This window comes from Hungatella sp. SL.1.14 (assembly GCF_024460495.1).
Taxonomy (GTDB): domain Bacteria; phylum Bacillota; class Clostridia; order Lachnospirales; family Lachnospiraceae; genus Hungatella; species Hungatella hathewayi.
In genome coordinates this window covers 33,352-52,049 of sequence record NZ_JANFYJ010000018.1, presented here as the reverse complement: position 1 = coordinate 52,049, position 18,698 = coordinate 33,352, and the positions used below count along the sequence as shown (strand labels likewise).

Below are 18,698 nucleotides of genomic sequence, written 5' to 3'. Positions count from 1 at the left end.
GCGTAGACAATGCGTTTTGTTGATAAAGACCTGCTCTCTGTCCAGGAAGCCAGAATCCTGATGGAAAATGCAGGCGAAGCGAGAAAAGTCCTGGCTGGTTTTGAACAGGAAAGGCTGGACCGCATTGTAGTACATATGGCGCAGGCGGCGGAAAAACACGCCAGAGAGCTGGCGGTTATGTCCTGCGAGGAGACAGAATATGGAAACTGGCAGGACAAATACAGAAAGAACCGGTATATCTGTAAATACCTGCCAGCCGAACTGAAGAATGCGCGCTGTGTGGGAATCATATCGGAGGACCGGGAAAAGAAAGTGATGAAGGTTGGCGTTCCTCTGGGAATTATCGCGGCGCTGACCCCTGCTGAGAATCCGGTATCAACGGCCGTCTATCAGGCGCTGATCGCGGTAAAATCAGGCAATGCCATCGTCTTTGCACCTCATGAGCGGGCCGTTAAGACAACGGCAAGAGCGCTTGATATTCTGATGGAAGCGGCTGCTGAGGCAGGACTCCCGGACGGCGCGCTCTCGTATCTGGGCACGGTAACCAGGCAGGGAACGGAAGCGCTGATCGGCCATCCGGCCGTGTCGCTGGTGATCAGTACCGGTGTTCCGGAGATGACAGAGGCCGTGAAGGCCGCGGGAAAACCGTTTATCTATGGAGGCACCGTGGGATCTCCCGCGTTTATCGAGAGGACGGCCGATATTCCAAAGGCGGTGAAAGCCATTGTGGCCAGCCGGAGCTTCGACTGCGGAATCGTGCCGGCGGCGGAACAGTATATCGTTGCAGACAGCTGTATCGCCGGTGAGGCGAAACGGGAATTCCAGAGGAACGGCGCCTACTTTATGTCGGGAGAGGAAGAGAAACGGCTGATTGGGCTGCTTTGTCCTGATAACGGCAGCCAGGATCCTGAGCTGGTTGGAAAACCGGCCCGGGAGCTGGCCCGGAGAGCCGGATTTTCCGTCCCGGATGCCGTGAAGGTGCTGGTATCCGAACAGAAATATATATCAGACAGAAATCCTTATGCCAGAGCGCTGCTGTGTCCGGTTCTGGTGTATTACATAGAAAATGACTGGATTCACGCCTGTGAAAAATGCATCGAGCTGCTGGCGAATGAGAGCCACGGACACACACTGGTGATTCATTCGAAGGCTGAAGACGTCATCCGCCAGTTTGCCCTGAAGAAACCGGTTGCCAGGATGCTGGTGAACACCCCGGCTGTATTCGGGAGCATGGGGGTGACGACGAATCTGTTTCCGGCCATGACGCTGGGGAGCATAACGGCGGGAGTCGGAATCACCTCGGACAGCGTCTCCCCCATGAATCTGATCTACATCAGGAATGTGGGATACGGAGTGCGGGAGATCGAAGACCGGATGGCAGGCGGCGTCCTTAAGAATGAAGCAGAGAACGGCCTGGATGACGACCTGGAGCGGGCGATGAAGAAGCTTCTGGAGTGGATGGCCGAAGAAAACTAAGCAGGAAAGAGGGGTAACACAAATTGGATATTCGTGAGTTTACAGATAAATTTACAGATGCGACCAGAAATATGTCGCCGGAACAGCGGGCTGCGCTGGTGAAGATGCTGGAATCCGTTTCCGGTGATCTGCCGAAGAGCGCTCCGAAAAAAAGCGGAGTATACAGCGGGGAAGGCACAGCGGTTCCGGATGGGATCACAGAGCGCCTTCAGCTTTTGAAGGAAAATTACTTGAAACAGGTACCTTCCATTACGACTTACCGCGCGAGAGCCATCACAAAGATCGCGAAAGAGAATCCGGGCATGCCGAAGATTCTTCTCCGCGCTAAATGTTTCCGTTACTGCTGCGAGACGGCGCCGCTGGTCATCCAGGACCATGAGCTGATCGTCGGAGCACCGTGCGGAGCGCCGAGAGCAGGTGCATTTTCACCGGATATCGCCTGGAGATGGATGGAGGACGAGATCGATACCATCGGGACCCGTGCCCAGGACCCGTTCTACATTTCAGAGGAAGACAAGAAAATCATGAGAGAGGAGCTGTTCCCGTTCTGGAAGGGCAAATCTGTGGATGAGTACTGCGAGGACCAGTACAGGGAAGCCGGCGTATGGGAGCTTTCCGGCGAGTCCTTCGTTTCAGACTGTTCCTACCATGCGTTAAACGGCGGCGGGGATTCCAACCCCGGATACGACGTAATCCTGATGAAAAAGGGGATGCTGGATATCCAGAGAGAGGCAAAGGAGCATTTGGAGCAGCTGGATTATGAGAATCCCGATGACATCGAGAAGATCTATTTCTATAAATCCATCATCGATACCACCGAAGGCGTTATGATTTACGCAAAGCGTCTGTCTGAATACGCGGCGGAGCTGGCTGCAAAAGAGGCGGATCCAAAGAGGAAAGCAGAGCTCTTAAAGATATCCGAGGTCAACGCCCGGGTACCGGCTCATAAGCCGGAAACCTTCTGGGAGGCGATTCAGGCGGTATGGACCATCGAATCCCTTCTGGTAGTAGAGGAAAATCAGACCGGTATGTCCATCGGCCGCGTGGATCAGTATATGTACCCGTTCTACAAGGGCGATATCGAATCCGGCCGGTTAAATGATTTTCAGGCCTTCGAGCTTGCCGGCTGTATGCTGATTAAGATGTCCGAAATGATGTGGATCACCAGCGAGGGCGGTTCCAAGTTCTTCGCCGGATACCAGCCGTTCGTCAATATGTGTGTAGGCGGCGTGACGAGAGACGGACGCGACGCGACCAATGACCTGACGTATCTGCTGATGGACGCTGTCCGCCACGTGAAGATTTACCAGCCTTCCCTGGCCTGCCGGATCCACAACAAGTCCCCTAAGAAATATATGAAAAAGATTGTGGACGTGATCCGCTCCGGCATGGGCTTCCCGGCCTGCCACTTCGACGACGCCCACATCAAGATGATGCTGGCAAAGGGCGTGAGCATCGAGGATGCCAGAGACTACTGTCTGATGGGCTGTGTGGAGCCGCAGAAATCGGGCCGTCTCTATCAGTGGACCTCCACCGCATATACCCAGTGGCCGGTCTGCATCGAACTGGTGTTAAACCATGGCGTTCCGCTCTGGTACGGCAAACAGGTCTGCCCGGACATGGGAGATTTGAGCCGGTTTAAGACCTTTGAGGAATTTGACGCAGCCGTAAAGGAAGAGATTAAATACGTGACAAAATGGACCGACGTGGCTACGGTGATTTCCCAGAGAGTCCATAAGGAACTGGCTCCGAAGCCGCTGATGTCGATCATGTACGAGGGCTGTATGGAGAAAGGAAAAGACGTTTCCTCCGGCGGTGCGATGTACAATTACGGCCCGGGTGTCGTATGGTCGGGTCTCGCCACCTACACCGACTCCATGGCTGCCATCAAAAAGCTGGTATTTGACGATAAGAAGTACACACTGGAGCAGCTAAACGAAGCGTTAAAAGCGGATTTCGTTGGATACGACCAGATCAAAGCAGACTGCTTAAACGCTCCGAAGTACGGCAATGATGATGATTACGCAGATCTCATCGCAGCGGATTTAGTTGATTTTACGGAGGCAGAGCACAGAAAATACAAGACGCTGTATTCCCATTTAAGCCACGGCACGCTGTCCATCTCCAATAACACACCGTTTGGGCAGATGACAGGGGCTTCGGCCAACGGCCGGGGCGCATGGCTCCCGTTATCCGACGGCATCAGCCCAACCCAGGGCGCGGACTACAAGGGGCCGACGGCTATCATTAAGTCGGTGTCCAAGATGGCAAACGACAGCATGAACATCGGTCTGGTACATAACTTTAAGATCATGGCAGGCCTCTTAGACACTCCGGAAGGGGAAGAGAGCCTGATCACCCTGCTCCGTACCGCCAGCATTTTCGGAAACGGCGAGATGCAGTTTAACTATCTGGATAACAATACGCTCCTGGAAGCTCAGAAGCATCCGGAGAAATACCGTGACTTAATCGTCCGGGTAGCCGGATACAGCGCCTTTTTCGTGGAACTCTGCAAGGATGTTCAGGATGAGATTATCAGCAGAACCATGCTGACCCATTTATAAAAGAACCGGAAATTGGAGATGAATGACGATGAATCAGACACATGCAGGTTCGATTGAACGCAAGGCTCTGATATTTAATATTCAGAAGTATAACATGTACGACGGACCGGGCATCCGCACCATCGTGTTTTTTAAGGGCTGTCCGCTGCGCTGCAAATGGTGTTCCAATCCGGAGGGAATGGACCGGAGTTTTCAGGTCATGTTTAAGAAACGATCCTGTGTGGACTGCGGGGCGTGTGCGGCTGCCTGCCCCGCGGGGATTCACGTGATCTCCCCGGAGACCGGCAAACACGAAATCTTAAGAGACCGGGACTGTACCGGATGCAGAAAATGCATGGAGGCATGTCCCCGGGAGGCGCTGACGATCTCCGGTGAGGTCAGGACCATCTCGGAGCTGTTAAAGATTATTTCCGAGGATGAGGCCTTCTACGAGCAGTCGGGGGGCGGCGTGACGCTGGGCGGCGGAGAGGTGACTTCCCAGCCGGAGGCGGCTTTAAATCTGCTGATGGCCTGTAAGCAGGAGGGAATCAACACCGCCATCGAGACCTGCGGCTTTGCGAAGACGGAGACCATCCTAAAGATTGCGGAGTATGTGGACTTATTTCTGTTCGATATCAAGCATATGGACCCGGAGCGCCACAATGAGCTGGCTGGTGTAAACAATGAACTGATCCTGGAAAACTTAAAGGAGCTTCTGCACCGGCGTTACAACGTCAAGGTAAGAATGCCCATGTTAAAGGGGATTAACGACAGCAGGGAAGAGATCGACCAGGTAATCCGGTTTTTGATGCCGTTTCGGGATTATAAGAACTTTAAGGGAATTGACCTGCTCCCATACCACAAGATGGGGGTAAACAAATACAATCAGCTGGACCGGCCCTATCCCATCGACGGAGATCCCAGCTTAAGCGACGGGGATTTATCGCGGATCGAGGGCTGGCTGAAAGAGTATCAGTTCCCTGTCACTGTGGTAAGACACTGAAAGGAGAGCCATGGAGGGAAAGGAACTTACCGGCGTTAGCCGGGTGATCGAGGAATCCGTACCCGGCAAACAGGTCACGATCGCCCATGTGATTGCATCACCGGTGCCGGAGGTGTATGAATGCCTTGGAATTGACGCAGCGGGAGCCATCGGTATCCTGACGCTCTCCCCATTTGAGACGGCTGTTATCGCTGCGGATATCGCGGCCAAGGCGGCCGACGTGGAGGTTGGATTTTTAGACCGCTTCACGGGATCGGTAGTCATAGCCGGAGATGTCCAGAGCGTGGAGACGGCTCTTGCCTCCGTCTGCCGGACGCTTAAGACCGTGCTTGGCTTTGCCGTGACACCGGTGACGAGAACATGAGAACGAAGAGAATTATGGTAATAGGGGCTGGCGGGAGCGGAAAAACGACTCTGGCCCATGCACTGAACGGCGATCACTCTCCGGTAAAGCGGACGCCCTGTCTGGTCTACGGGGCACGGACGATCGATGCTCCCGCCGCCTACTTGGAATCTCCCTGGATGGTACAGCACCTGATTGCGGAGGCCCAGAATGCATCTCATGTTCTGATGCTGGTGGATCAGACAAAGACGAGGGAGGTATATTCCCCCGGTTTTGCCCTGGCCTTCCGTGCTCCGGTCATCGGAGTCATAACAAAGGCGGGAAAGAGCCGGGAGCAGCTGGAACGGTGTGAAAAGGAACTGTTAAAGGCCGGGGTTCAGCCTCCGTTTTACCGGGTGGTATTTCCCTCCGGGGAGGGGCTTGATGAACTGGAGAGACGGCTGAACAGCTATTAAAATTCAGGAGAAAGGAGGCGGGAATAAAATGAAACAGTTTATTATGAAAACAAAAGTGTATCTCGGGGAAGCTTCTCTGGAAACGCTCCGGGATATGGGAATAAAAAAGGCGTTTGTGATCTGCGATCCGTTTATGAAAAGTTCTCATAAAGTGGATATGGTGACGGAGCTATTGGAGGAAGCGGGAGCAGAATTCACGGTTTTCGCCGAGGTTGTGCCGGATCCCACCATTGCGGTGGTGTCTAAAGCCATCGAACAGATGCTGGTATGCAGACCGGACGCTGTGATTGCGCTGGGCGGCGGCTCAGCCATCGATACGGCAAAGGCGGCAGGCCTGCTTTACTCCGGCATGAGCCAGACGGAGCGGCCGGAACTGATTGCGATTCCGACGACGAGCGGAACGGGAAGCGAGGTTACCTCCTTTGCTGTGATCTCGGACCCGGAAAAACAGGCGAAATATCCGCTGGTGGACGATTCCATGGTGCCGGATACGGCGCTGTTGGATCCGCGGTTTACCGTTTCGGTTCCACCCCATATTACGGCGGATACCGGCATGGATGTGCTGACTCATGCGCTGGAAGCATACGTTTCCACAGACGCCGGCGACTTCACGGATGCCTGTGCGGAGAAAGCGGTCCGGCTGGTATGGCGTTACTTAAAAACCGCAGTGGAAGACGGAAGCTGCATGGAAGCCAGGGAGAAGATGCATAATGCGTCGTGCCTGGCCGGCGTGGCATTTAACGGGGCATCCCTGGGAATCTGTCACAGCCTGGCCCACGCGCTGGGCGGAAGATTTCATATTCCGCACGGAAGAAGCAATGCGATGCTACTCTGCCATGTGATCGCTTACAATGCGGGGCTGGATACTCCGGGAGAGACGGCGGCCTTAAAACGGTACGTGGAAGTGGCCAATATGCTGGGAATCTCGGCGGGAACCGACAAGGCGACTGTACACGGACTGATCCGTCAGATCAGGAATCTGATGAATCAGATCCATATTCCTCAGTATATAACGGAATGCGGCGTGGACATGGAGGAATTCCTGGAGGCCGCAGGCGATATGGCACAGCTTGCTTTGGATGACAACTGCACGGTGACGAATCCCAGAAAGCCGTCGAAAGAAGAGTTAGAGAATTTATACCGGTGTCTGTGTAAAGGGGGATATTGATGAAATACATAACCGAAGCGGATTTGAGAGATTTATACCGCACCACCCCTTTTACAACGTATGAAACAGAACCGGGGACACGGCTGACGCCGGGAGCCAGGCAGTTTCTGGGGGACCGTGGAATCCGGGTTCCGGATGAATATATTTCTCCAAAGAAGTTTAGAGACAACGGGACTTCTGAAACGGCGTCTGGCGGAAAGGCTGCTGATGAAAAGACTTCTGATGAAATGGCTCTTAATGAAAAGGCAGACGGTAAAAAGAAGCTTCAAAGCCGTCTTAAGTCGGCACAGGCTTTATTTTTGGAAACAGGGCTTCAGTTTAAGGAGCACGATGTGCTTCTGGCCCAGCGGACCTTTGTTATGGAGCGATGCCTGGCAGGGCTGTCTGAAGAGGCGGAAACGTGTCTGCTGCCGTGCCAGGCCTGCTCCGGAATCTGCCCGGATAATTTTTCTGAGGAGATGGAGGACTGTTTCGAGATTACCGCCTTCCACGTCCAGTCAGACCGGGGGCTGGATTTAATCCGGCTTCACCGGCTGCGCTGCCTCCTGCGGGAACTGGGCCCTTACGTGGAACAGGAGCTGGGAGACGGCAAAAAGCGGGAGCTTCATCAGGTGATTAATGGTTTATCCCAGTTAATATGCCAGTTATTTGGAGGAAATACATGTCAAAAGAAGGAATAACATTTGAGGAATGCGACAGCCTGGTAAAGGAGTTCGAGCGAGTCGTAAAAAGCCCGGTAACAAACGGTTCTTCCGTCTATTACACCGGAGTGGATTTAGGGACGGCCTGTGTCGTCGTGGCGGTTCTGGATGAAAACTTTAAGCCTGCTGCCGGCGCTTACCGGTATGCCGATGTGGTGCGGGACGGTATGGTCGTGGATTATATCGGCGCCATCCGGATCGTCCGGGAGATGAAGGAGGAACTGGAGGAAAAGCTGGGCTGTGAACTCTTATATGCGGCGGCCGCCATACCTCCCGGAACCGACGAACTGGATTCCGGGGCCATCAAAAATGTGGTTCAGGGCGCGGGCTTTGAAATCACAGCCCTTCTCGATGAGCCAACCGCAGCCAACGCCGTGTTAAAGATTAAGAACGGCGCGGTCGTGGATATCGGAGGCGGAACTACGGGAATCTCCATCTTAAAAGATGGAAAGGTGGTTTATGTGGCGGATGAGGCTACCGGCGGAACGCATTTTTCACTCGTTATATCCGGGGCCTACGGGCTTCCCTTCGGGGAGGCCGAACGCTACAAGCGGGACCCCTCTCACCATAAGGAACTGCTGCCGGTCTTAAAGCCGGTGGTGGAAAAGGTATCTTCCATCATCAACCGCCATTTAGAAGGCCATCAGGTGGAAGGCATCTACTTAGTGGGAGGAACCTGCTGCCTGGCGGGGATCGAGGACATTATTGAAAAGAGAACGGGAATACCGACGTATAAACCGGATAATCCCATGTTTGTAACCCCGCTGGGGATTGCAAGAAGCTGTACCCGGGAGGCCTGTGAGTGAAATGAGGTAATGTGACATGGAAATCAGAATCATAAAATCACCGGCGCAAGGCACCCTCGATATCCTGTTAAGAAGAAAGGGATCGGGAGCATCGATCCCCATCGAGTCGGTGGATGCGGTCGGTCTGGTCCAGGGCCGGATGATTGAGATGGTGTGCGCCGCCGATGTGGCGGAAAAGGCGGTCGGCGTTACCGTGGAAGACATTCGCGGAAACTGCCCTCAGAATATGGTGCTGCTGGCTATTTTCGGGGATACCGCCTCTGTGGAGGCGGCCCTCGGGGAAATTAAGCGGAAAGAGAAAGAGGGGACACCGGAATGGTAACTGCAAAGCTGATCGGCAATGTCTGGGCAACCAGAAAAGCGGAATCCCTAAGCGGATTTAAGTTTATGATGGCGGAGATCATCAGCGGGACGAGAACGGGAGAGCGAATGATCGTGGTGGACACCATCAGCGCCGGAATCGGAGACCGGGTGATCATAACGACCGGTTCTTCCGCGCGCCGTATGCTGGGCGACGACGGGATTCCGGTGGACGCCGTGGTAGTGGGAATTATTGATGAAGATTGTGAATTTATATAGAAGAAACAGGCGTTTCCAACAGATAGATTCGCAGACAAGAAGGGATGTGGTACCATGAAAAAGTTAGTTTGCGCCAGAGATATCGAGGAGTGCGGCAAACAGGGAAAGACCGAGTACTGCGTGGACAGTGACACAATCATTACACCTTCCGCAAAGGACGCAGCTGAGGCGTATGGGATACGGTTTACGGATTCTATAAGCCAGCCGGAACCGGCCTGTGCCGGTGTGTTTGCGGGACTGGATAAGATGGACGCCGCGGGACTCTGCCAGCTGCTGAAAACAATACTGGAGCAGGGCGGTTTACAGACGCCCTCTAAGCCATACGAAGAGGAACACCATGGGAACGGTTTAAAGGTGGTTCGCGGAAGAACCGTGAAAATGGATGTGTTTGACACGGGGAATCCGGATGCGACAGCGTATTTTCAGGAACTGGTCAGCAAGGATGAATCCCATATCAGCGCCGGTTTCCTGATTATTGAAAACTCGAAATTTGACTGGGAACTGACGTATGAAGAGATCGACTATGTGATCGAAGGCACACTGACGATTACCATCGATGGAAAGACGTATACTGCCCATGCCGGAGATGTGCTGTTTGTACCGGCAAATTCCAAAGTCGTATGGGGATCTCCGGACCGGGCGAGAGTGTTCTATGCCACATATCCGGCCAACTGGGCGGATTTGCTGTAAGGAGGTAGCCATGATGGCACTTGGACTGATAGAGACAAGAGGCACTCTGGCGGCTGTGGAAGCTGCAGATGCCATGGTGAAAGCTGCGGATGTCACGTTGATTGAAAAAACGCGCGTAGGCGGCGGGCTGGTTGCCATAGCGGTGACCGGTGACGTGGCAGCGGTTCAGGCAGCGGTGGATGCCGGTGCGGCGGCGGTGGAACGGATCACGGCTTCCAGCCTGGCAGCAAGACTGGTCATTCCACGGCCTCATGAGGAGCTTGATATCCTGTTTACACCGGGGAAACCCGGCGGGAAGCCGGGCGCGGATGTGGAAGTGAGAGAGCCGGAACCTGCTGAAATACCGGAAAACGCTGTGGAATTGGAAGTGTCTGCCCTTCCGGAGAAACTGGACCGCCAGACCCTGGATTCCATCGTTGAACAGTACGGCGCTGCCGAAGGCCTGGCAATGGCGGACAGACTGAAAGTAACAGCGTTACGGACGCTGGCCCGTGAATACGGAGAACTGAAGATCTCCGGCAGGGAAGTGTCCAGAGCGAATAAGCAACTGCTGCTGGAGGAATTAAAGAACTATTACGAAAATCGAAATGACTGACGGGGACGGAGCGCGGCTGAACGTTCATTCCGGCCGTCGGAATCCATTTCCGTGAAGAGTCAATGATCCGCGGATCATCGCGGAAACAATATAGAAGAAAAGGAGATCCTGACAATGGAAAACTTTGATTTTGATTTGCGTTCCATCCAGGAAGCCAGAGATTTAGCCAGAAAAGGAGAAATCGCGGCGAAAAAGATGGCTACCTACTCCCAGGAGCAGATAGAGATAATTTTACAGAATATGGTAAGGGCTGCCGAGGAACACGCGGTCTGCCTTGGAAAAATGGCAGCGGAGGAGACCGGCTTCGGAAAGGCGGAGGATAAGGCCTATAAAAATCATGCAGCTTCCACCTTGCTGTATGAAGAGATAAAAGATATGAAGACCGTGGGGATCATCGACGAAGATCCGGTAAAACATACGATGGATGTGGCGGCGCCGGTGGGGCTGGTGATGGGAATCGTTCCGTCAACCAATCCGACGTCCACTACGATTTTCAAATCGATTATTGCAGTGAAATCAGGCAATGCCATCGTATTTTCCCCTCATCCGTCTGCGGCAAAATGTACCCTGAAAGCGGCAGAACTGATGCGGGACGCGGCGGTGGAAGCGGGGGCTCCGGAGGACATCATCGGCTGTATCACCATGCCGACTATGGGAGCCACCAATGAACTGATGAAATGCAAAGAGGTGAATTTAATCATCGCTACCGGCGGCCCGGGTATGGTAAAAGCGGCGTACAGCGCGGGAAAACCGGCTCTGGGAGTGGGGGCTGGCAACTCCCCGGCATACATCGAGCGCACAGCCGACATCAAACAGGCTGTCAGCAATATCATGGCAAGCAAGACCTTCGACTACGGTACGATCTGTGCCTCCGAACAGTCCATCGTCGTGGAGGAGTGCAATAAAGATGCGGTTGTTGCGGAACTGAAGAGCCAGGGCGCCTATTTTATGACGCCGGAGGAGACAGAGAAGGTTTGTGCGCTGCTTTTCAAGAGCGGAAGCCACAATATGAATGCAAAATTTGTGGGAAGAAGCCCACAGGTCATAGCGGAGGCGGCGAAGATTACCATTCCGGCCGGAACGCGGGTCCTGATCGGAGAACAGGGCGGCGTTGGCGAAGGATATCCGTTATCTTACGAAAAGCTGACTACCGTGCTTGCGTTCTATACCGTAAAGGACTGGCAGGAAGCCTGCGAACTCAGCATCCGTCTGCTTCAGAACGGAATCGGCCACACCATGAGCATCCACACAGAAGACAGGGAGATGGTGAGACGGTTTGCTGCAAAACCGGCTTCCCGTATTCTGGTCAACACCGGAGGAAGCATGGGAGGCACCGGAATCAGCACGGGACTGGCAACCTCCTTTACCTTAGGATGCGGAACCTGCGGCGGCAGTTCTGTTTCTGAAAATGTAAGCCCGAAGCACCTAATTAATATCAAAAAAGTTGCGTTTGGGGTGAAAAATTGTGCTACACTGGTGCAGGAAGATAAAACCTTCCGCCATCCGGAGCTGTCCCCACAGTCCAGCTGCGGCGGAACCTGCAGTACGGCCGCCAGCCCGGCGGATTTCGTGGCTTCCTTCGACAGGAAACAGTCTTCCTGCGGGACTGCGTGTGAGACACATGCAGGAACCAGTGACTGTGACAGCGATAAGCTGGCGGCGCTTGTAAGAGAACTGGTTATCGCCATGAAGAACCAGTAAAGCGTCAGAAGGAGGAAACCGATGGATCAGTATGAGGCAATGATCAAGCTTCTTTTGGAAGCGGTAAAGAATGAAGGCGGAACAGCTTCTGGAGACGCGTCCGCGAAACCGCGTGCGAACACGGTGCCGATCGGCATATCCAACCGTCATGTGCATTTATCCCGGGCCGATTTGGATACCCTGTTTGGCTGCGGGTATGAGCTGACAAAGGCGAAGGATTTATCTCAGCCCGGCCAGTTTGCCTGTAAGGAAACCGTTACGGTCTGCGGACCGAAGGGCGCCATTGAAAAGGTAAGAATACTGGGACCGGTCAGAAGCAGGACACAGGTGGAGATTCTGGCCGGAGACTGTTTTAAACTGGGCACGAAAGCGGAACCGCGGCTGTCCGGTGATTTAGACGGAACGCCGGGAATCACTCTGGTGGGACCGAAGGGATCCGTGCAGACGAAGGAGGGCCTGATGGTGGCACAGCGCCATATCCACATGCATCCGGATGATGCGGCAGAGTTTGGCGTTCACGACGGCCAGTCTGTTTCGATTGAAATCGATGGAATCCGCGGAGGAATCTATCGCAACGTGGTAATCCGTGTAACGCCGGATTCCGCACTGGAGTGCCATGTGGATACAGAGGAAGCCAATGGGATGGGACTCGGAGGCGCTGCGACAGCTGCGCTTATAATGGAAAGCAGTAAGACTGATATATAAAATAATAAAAAATTCAGGAGGATTTTACAATGAAATACGATGCATTAGGAATGATTGAGACAAAAGGTCTGGTTGGATCTATCGAGGCGGCAGACGCCATGGTGAAAGCAGCAAATGTTACATTAATCGGCAAGGAATTCGTTGGAGGCGGCCTCGTGACCGTTATGGTAAGAGGCGATGTGGGAGCAGTAAAGGCAGCGACCGACGCAGGCGCTGCGGCAGCCCAGAGAGTAGGCGAACTTGTATCCGTTCATGTAATTCCCCGTCCTCACGCAGAGGTAGAGACCATTCTTCCGGCGGCAGCAAGGGAAGAATAGAAGGAATTCAACCAATAAGGAGGGGTTACAGGCATGAATGAAGGTGCAGGTGCAGCGGCCATTGCTGCGAAGAAAAAATTATCTGCTCAGTTTTTTAAGAAGGGTGTATTTGTTGCGATCTTGTCCGGTATCTGTTACGGATTATACTCCGCGTTTATGACACTGGGAATGACAAAGGGCGTATGGGCGGACTGGTATGGTCCCAACACGGCGGCATTGTCCGCTTTTGTCATTACATATCTGCTCGGCTCGCTGGGAAGTGCAATCAACGATACGTGCAGCGCGGTGTGGGCGCTTCTGATCGCCGGAATCAAGGGAAAACTGGGTGACTTTTTCCGCTGTTTAAAGACGAAACCAGGTTGGATCATGATTGCCGCAGCACTGGTGGGCGGTCCCATCTCCAGTGCGGCCTATGTGGTTGGACTTCAGATGGCAGGATCCATTGTTATTCCGATTTCGGCGCTATGCCCTGCAATCGGTGCGATTTTAGGAAGAATCCTCTATAAACAGGAACTGAATAAACGTATGGTAGCAGGTATTGTGATCTGTGTTCTCTCCAGCTTTATGATTGGAAGCACCAGCCTTGGCGGTGACGCGCCGGAAGGCAGACTGCTGGGAATCTGTATTGCATTTATCGCGGCTCTGGGCTGGGGAATCGAGGGCTGTGTGGCCGGATACGGTACGACTCTGATCGACTATGAGATCGGTATTACGATTCGTCAGTGTACTTCCGGACTTTCCAACCTGTGTATTCTGGTTCCCATTTTTGGCATCATTGCCGGCAACATCGGCATTGCTCCCCACTTAACGGCTCAGGCCTTTACCAGCGGCCCGGCCATGATCTTCTTCGTGATCAGCGGTTTCTTTGCCCTGTTTGCATACAGTCTGTGGTATAAGGGCAACAGCATGTGCGGTGCGGCGCTCGGCATGGCGTGCAACGGGGCATTCTCCTTCTGGGGACCGTTTTTCTGCTGGATTATCCTTGGCGTTGTCTGCGGAATCGACGGCTGGTCACTTCCGCCCATCGTCTGGGCGGCAGCAATTCTGATGATTTTCGGTATTCTCATGATTGCCATGAATCCGCTGGATCTGTTTCGGAAAAAGGAGGACTAGGGAGATGAAACCACTGAGCTATGCGATTATCAAACATTTTACAAAAGTTCCCGAGGCCTGTGCGGAAGATGTGATCGACGCATTAAAGGGGGAATACGGTAAGTTTAAGGGGCTGACATTAAAGGCTGTTATCGAGACCCTGATGACGGATGAAGCCAACGGACTCTTGGAGGAATCCAGATTTGAACTGGACGAAGCCGGGAATTTAAGGATTTACTACCGGGCGAATGAGGAGCAGAGGGCGACGATCAACCGGTATATTAAAGACTGACGGCGAAACATAACTCGATTTGCCTGGGGCAGTAAAGCCTGGAAGGCTGATAACTGGAAAAAGACGGTGTGCATCCCGCCGATGGGCTGCATCCCGTCTTTTTTGACTGTCCTGGTGCACTTGCTTCTGCCTTTCCGCTTAAAGCGGAAGATAAACCGGTTTCCTCTTGCGGAACACGGTATAATACGAGAATCCGCATTCTTTCAGCAGTTCCCTTGTCTGTTCGAAATCGGCCCCTAAATCTTCCGGGATATGGGCGTCCGAGCCGATGGTCAGGATTTCTCCGCCTAACTCCCGGTAGCGTTTCAGCACATCTGACGCCGGGTTGGGCTGGCTGATTCCCTTCCGCAGTCCGGCCGTGTTGCATTCAATCCCTTTGCCGTGTTCAATGACAGCCTTAAGAATCCTGTCGAGGATGTCCCTGTACGCTTCATAGCTGTAGAAGGCGGCCTTGTTGGGACCGTAACGGACGATGTAGTCGATGTGCCCCGCCACGTCGTAATCATCTAAATGGCTGACATTCTCCAGCGTAGTCTCAAAATACTGAAGGTAGGCGTTGGCCTCCCCTCTCTCCTTAAAAAACTCCGGGTAGGCGGGATCCTTTCTGTCTATGAAATGAGTGGAACCGATAACGAAATCAAAGGGATATCTGCGGGTCAGTTCCTTAAAATAGTCCTTTAAATGGACCTGCAGTCCCAGTTCTATCCCGATTCTCACATCGATCCGGTCTCTGTATTCTTCCTGAAGACTGGCAAGAGAACTCATGTAGGGGTCCAAATCCAGTGTAAAGTCAATGATGGAATCCACATCGTAATCGTGGTGGTCTGTGATGCACAGTGAATCCATTCCCAGCTGTATGGCGCGCTCGATCTGCGCTCTCGGGGGTGTCGTGGAGTCACCGGAAAAATCCGTGTGCAGATGGTAATCTGGCAGCATGACTGTCTCCTCTCTCTGAATGAAAACTAAACCCATTATAATCAATATCGTAGGGAAAAGCAACGCAGGATTCGTCAGCTTTACACACTTTTTACCAAAAGTTTACAGAATTCATAAAAAGCGTTGAAAAGATATTCCCGTCTATGATATCATTAGAAATGTGCGCGGCGGAGGGAGTTCTTTTGGCATGACGCCGGCGCCTGATAAAAAGAGATAAGAATGCAACTGAAAAAGGGGTTACAAGGAGGTAACAATGTCTGTCAATGACATATCAAGTCTGTTCAGCTTTATCGGTGGACTGGGGATGTTCCTGTATGGTATGAACATCATGGCCGACGGTATGCAGAAGACCGCCGGAAGCAAGATGAGCCAGTTCCTGGGAATGCTGACAAACAACCGTCTGATGGCGGTTCTTCTGGGTGCGCTGATCACGGCTATCATTCAGAGCAGCGGTGCCACGACGGTTATGGTGGTGGGGTTTGTAAGTGCCGGGGTTCTGAATCTGACACAGGCGGTCGGCGTAATCATGGGTGCCAATATCGGTACGACGATTACGGCCTGGATCGTATCCATGAACCAGCTGGGGGATGCGTTCGCCGTATTCCAGCCGGCGTTTTTTGCTCCGCTGTTAATCGGGATCGGAGCAATTTTCATGTTATTTGGTAAAAAGCAGAAGATGAAAACGGCGGGAGAGATCCTGGTCGGCCTTGGTCTTTTGTTTATTGGTCTGGATTTTATGTCGAGTTCCATATCACCATACACCGACGCGCCTGTATTCTCGGAGGCGTTCCGTCTGCTGGGAAGCAATCCGATTCTTGGAATGCTCATCGGTGCTCTGGTTACGGCTCTTCTTCAGAGCTCCTCCGCTTCGGTCGGTATCTTGCAGACTCTGGCGATGAACGGTGTGGTTACGACAAATGCGGCGATTTTCATTACGCTGGGACAGAATATCGGTTCCTGTGTAACGGCCATGATATCGAGTATCGGCGGTTCCAGAACCGCCAAGAGAGCGGCAGTGATCCATCTGACCTTCAATATGATGGGAGCGGTGATCTTCGGAGTGATTTCGTTTGTCCTGTTTTCCCTGTATCCGCTGCTGGCGGCTCACAACATCACCTCGGTGCAGATATCGATTTTCCATACGATCTTCAACCTGACGAACACGGCGCTTCTCTTCCCGTTTGCCAATCAGCTGGTGAAGCTCTCCGGTATTTTCGTTCCGGAGGATAAGAAGGAACCGATTGCCACGGACGAAGAGTCTGAGACGATGAAGCATCTGGATGAGAGAATCTTTGAATCGCCTGCCTTTGCCCTGGAGACGGCGGCCATGGAAGTGGTCCATATGGGGCAGATCACCATGGAAAATGTCAGAAGAGCCATGGACGCGGTTTTGACAAAGAATGCGGATGAAGTCGAAGACGTGTATAAAACGGAGCAGACCATCAATAATATGGAGAAGATGCTGACGGAATATCTGGTTAAGGTCAACAATCTGTCTTTGACGGAGCGGCAGAAGCTGATCGTCAATGACTTATTCTACAGCATCAATGACATTGAACGCGTGGGAGACCATGCGGAAAATCTGGCTGAGCAGGCGGAATACATGGTACAGCATAATATCAGCTTTTCGGAAACCGGTGAGTCGGATCTTCATATTATCTGTGAGACCGCTTTTAAGTCCTTTCAGCATTCCATTGAGGCCCGCCGGAAGGGAGATATGGACGATGTCAGAAAGGTAAGCCAGTACGAGGATGAGGTGGACACGCTGGAGGAGGAGCTGAGAGAAAAGCATATTGAGCGGCTGTCTGCCGGCAAATGTGATCCTTCGGCAGGCGTGGTGTTCTTAGATCTCATCAGCAATCTGGAGCGTATTTCTGACCACGCATACAATCTTGCCGGATACGTGAAAGACGAGATGTAGAACATGTTAAAAAAGTAACAAAATCTAAAAAATGAAAAAAAGGACTTGCTATTTAATGGATTATTAGGTAGAATAAAGGGTAGTTGATTTTATTTTAACAAAATCACAGGAAATTCATTATCCTTTACAGATAATGGGTTTGTGGTTGAAAAAGAACAATCAAATTAATTTTATTCTTAGGAGGAATTGAATTATGGCAGTAAAAGTAGCGATTAACGGTTTTGGTCGTATCGGTCGTCTTGCATTCAGACAGATGTTTGGTGCAGAAGGTTATGATGTAGTAGCTATCAACGATTTAACAGATCCGAAGATGTTAGCTCATTTATTAAAATATGACACCGCTCAGGGTGGATACACAGGACGTATCGGCGAAGGCCTTCACACAGTAGAAGCAGGAGAGGACTCCATTACTGTAGACGGCAAGACCATCAAGATTTACGCAGAAAAAGATGCTGCTAATCTTCCTTGGGGAGAAATCGGCGTAGATGTAGTATTAGAGTGTACTGGCTTCTACTGCTCCAAAGATAAATCTCAGGCACACATCAATGCCGGCGCTAAGAAGGTTGTTATCTCCGCACCAGCAGGCAGCGATCTGCCAACGATCGTTTACAGCGTAAACGAGAAGACATTAACTGCAGATGATACCATCATCTCCGCAGCTTCCTGTACAACAAACTGCCTGGCTCCTATGGCTAAGGCTCTTAACGATTACGCTCCGATCCAGTCCGGTATCATGAGCACAATCCATGCTTACACAGGCGATCAGATGATCCTTGACGGACCGCACAGAAAAGGCGATTTAAGAAGAGCAAGAGCTGGCGCTGCCAACATCGTTCCGAACTCCACAGGCGCTGCAAAAGCAATCGGCCTTGTTATTCCGGAATTAAACGGCAAGTTAATCGGTTCCGCTCAGCGTGTTCCGGTTCCGACAGGTTCCACAACAATCTTAGTAGCTGTTGTTAAGGGCAAAGACGTTACAAAAGAAGGCATCAACGCAGCTATGAAGGCAGCAGCTTCCGAATCCTTCGGCTACGAAGAAGATCCGATCGTTTCTTCTGACGTTATCGGTATGAGATACGGTTCTCTGTTCGATGCTACTCAGACCATGGTTTCCAGCCTTGGTGATGACTTATATCAGGTACAGGTTGTTTCCTGGTATGACAATGAGAATTCCTATACAAGCCAGATGGTTCGTACAATTAAGTACTTCGCTGAATTAGGCTAATGATTTAAAGATCCATGGAGGGTCCGGTCGTTTGGACCGGACCCTTTTATCGTTAAAAAGAAGGTGCGCTCCGGCGCGGTCTTTTACGTATAGAAACAGGTTTGTATGGTGTATTCATAACCATTCTGTTATGAATACAGCGTAAAGTCA

The 18,698-nt window shown here is 52.2% G+C and carries 20 protein-coding genes; 19 read left to right on the top strand and 1 reads right to left on the bottom strand.

Going from position 1 to position 18,698, the window contains the following annotated elements:
- The first annotated feature begins 9 nt into the window (after positions 1 to 9).
- The 17 genes from NE473_RS18795 (at position 10) to NE473_RS18715 (ending at position 14,466) form a co-directional block, all read left to right on the top strand.
- On the top strand, positions 10 to 1,476 hold the full coding sequence (locus NE473_RS18795; RefSeq protein WP_055651801.1) for an aldehyde dehydrogenase family protein: 1,467 nt from the start codon (positions 10 to 12) through the stop codon (positions 1,474 to 1,476).
- 23 nt (positions 1,477 to 1,499) lie between these two features.
- Positions 1,500 to 4,040 carry a choline trimethylamine-lyase gene (gene cutC, locus NE473_RS18790; RefSeq protein ID WP_055651800.1) on the top strand — a complete coding sequence of 847 codons (2,541 nt, stop codon included), beginning with the start codon at positions 1,500 to 1,502 and terminating at the stop codon, positions 4,038 to 4,040.
- Positions 4,041 to 4,068: 28 nt separating this feature from the next.
- Positions 4,069 to 5,022: a choline TMA-lyase-activating enzyme gene (gene cutD, locus NE473_RS18785; RefSeq protein WP_022030889.1), complete on the top strand. Its 954-nt coding sequence runs from the start codon at positions 4,069 to 4,071 to the stop codon at positions 5,020 to 5,022.
- 10 nt (positions 5,023 to 5,032) lie between these two features.
- On the top strand, positions 5,033 to 5,386 hold the full coding sequence (locus NE473_RS18780) for a BMC domain-containing protein (protein WP_055651799.1): 354 nt from the start codon (positions 5,033 to 5,035) through the stop codon (positions 5,384 to 5,386).
- A complete protein-coding gene (locus tag NE473_RS18775) occupies positions 5,383 to 5,820 on the top strand; it encodes a EutP/PduV family microcompartment system protein (RefSeq protein WP_055651798.1) in 438 nt (145 codons plus the stop codon). The genes NE473_RS18780 and NE473_RS18775 overlap by 4 nt, the downstream gene beginning before the upstream one ends.
- A 28-nt stretch (positions 5,821 to 5,848) precedes the next feature.
- Positions 5,849 to 6,988 (top strand): 1-propanol dehydrogenase PduQ, encoded by a 1,140-nt coding sequence (locus NE473_RS18770; protein WP_055651797.1) that lies wholly within the window; start codon positions 5,849 to 5,851, stop codon positions 6,986 to 6,988.
- Positions 6,988 to 7,668, top strand: a complete 681-nt coding sequence (locus tag NE473_RS18765; RefSeq protein ID WP_256265358.1) for a hypothetical protein — start codon at positions 6,988 to 6,990, stop codon at positions 7,666 to 7,668. Before NE473_RS18770 ends, NE473_RS18765 begins: the two co-directional genes overlap by 1 nt.
- Positions 7,650 to 8,495 (top strand): ethanolamine utilization protein EutJ, encoded by an 846-nt coding sequence (gene eutJ / locus NE473_RS18760; RefSeq protein WP_022030894.1) that lies wholly within the window; start codon positions 7,650 to 7,652, stop codon positions 8,493 to 8,495. Before NE473_RS18765 ends, eutJ begins: the two co-directional genes overlap by 19 nt.
- A 16-nt stretch (positions 8,496 to 8,511) precedes the next feature.
- On the top strand, positions 8,512 to 8,817 hold the full coding sequence (locus tag NE473_RS18755; protein WP_006773232.1) for a BMC domain-containing protein: 306 nt from the start codon (positions 8,512 to 8,514) through the stop codon (positions 8,815 to 8,817).
- Positions 8,811 to 9,074 (top strand): EutN/CcmL family microcompartment protein, encoded by a 264-nt coding sequence (locus tag NE473_RS18750; protein ID WP_006773231.1) that lies wholly within the window; start codon positions 8,811 to 8,813, stop codon positions 9,072 to 9,074. The genes NE473_RS18755 and NE473_RS18750 overlap by 7 nt, the downstream gene beginning before the upstream one ends.
- Positions 9,075 to 9,128: 54 nt before the next feature.
- Complete coding sequence (locus NE473_RS18745) at positions 9,129 to 9,764, top strand: EutQ-related cupin domain-containing protein (RefSeq protein WP_006773230.1); 636 nt, start codon at positions 9,129 to 9,131, stop codon at positions 9,762 to 9,764.
- Between the two features lie 10 nt (positions 9,765 to 9,774).
- Positions 9,775 to 10,359 (top strand): BMC domain-containing protein, encoded by a 585-nt coding sequence (locus NE473_RS32590; RefSeq protein ID WP_006773229.1) that lies wholly within the window; start codon positions 9,775 to 9,777, stop codon positions 10,357 to 10,359.
- Positions 10,360 to 10,473: 114 nt separating this feature from the next.
- Entirely contained in the window at positions 10,474 to 12,060 is a 1,587-nt protein-coding gene (locus tag NE473_RS18735; RefSeq protein WP_055651795.1) for an acetaldehyde dehydrogenase (acetylating), read from the top strand.
- Between the two features lie 21 nt (positions 12,061 to 12,081).
- A complete protein-coding gene (locus tag NE473_RS18730) occupies positions 12,082 to 12,765 on the top strand; it encodes a phosphate propanoyltransferase (RefSeq protein ID WP_055651794.1) in 684 nt (227 codons plus the stop codon).
- Positions 12,766 to 12,794: 29 nt separating this feature from the next.
- Positions 12,795 to 13,082 carry an ethanolamine utilization microcompartment protein EutM gene (gene eutM, locus NE473_RS18725; protein ID WP_002602437.1) on the top strand — a complete coding sequence of 96 codons (288 nt, stop codon included), beginning with the start codon at positions 12,795 to 12,797 and terminating at the stop codon, positions 13,080 to 13,082.
- A 33-nt stretch (positions 13,083 to 13,115) separates the two neighbouring features.
- Positions 13,116 to 14,195, top strand: a complete 1,080-nt coding sequence (locus NE473_RS18720; RefSeq protein WP_022030898.1) for a DMT family transporter — start codon at positions 13,116 to 13,118, stop codon at positions 14,193 to 14,195.
- 4 nt (positions 14,196 to 14,199) lie between these two features.
- Positions 14,200 to 14,466 carry a hypothetical protein gene (locus tag NE473_RS18715; protein ID WP_006773224.1) on the top strand — a complete coding sequence of 89 codons (267 nt, stop codon included), beginning with the start codon at positions 14,200 to 14,202 and terminating at the stop codon, positions 14,464 to 14,466.
- 138 nt (positions 14,467 to 14,604) lie between these two features.
- Here NE473_RS18715 and NE473_RS18710 read toward each other — a convergent pair whose 3' ends face one another.
- Positions 14,605 to 15,402, bottom strand: a complete 798-nt coding sequence (locus tag NE473_RS18710; protein ID WP_055651793.1) for a histidinol-phosphatase HisJ family protein — start codon at positions 15,400 to 15,402, stop codon at positions 14,605 to 14,607.
- Between the two features lie 253 nt (positions 15,403 to 15,655).
- Here NE473_RS18710 and NE473_RS18705 point away from each other — a divergent pair, with 253 nt between their 5' ends.
- A complete protein-coding gene (locus NE473_RS18705) occupies positions 15,656 to 17,323 on the top strand; it encodes a Na/Pi cotransporter family protein (protein WP_055651792.1) in 1,668 nt (555 codons plus the stop codon).
- A gap of 193 nt (positions 17,324 to 17,516) precedes the next feature.
- Entirely contained in the window at positions 17,517 to 18,548 is a 1,032-nt protein-coding gene (gene gap, locus NE473_RS18700) for a type I glyceraldehyde-3-phosphate dehydrogenase (protein ID WP_006773221.1), read from the top strand.
- Positions 18,549 to 18,698: the final 150 nt, after the last annotated feature.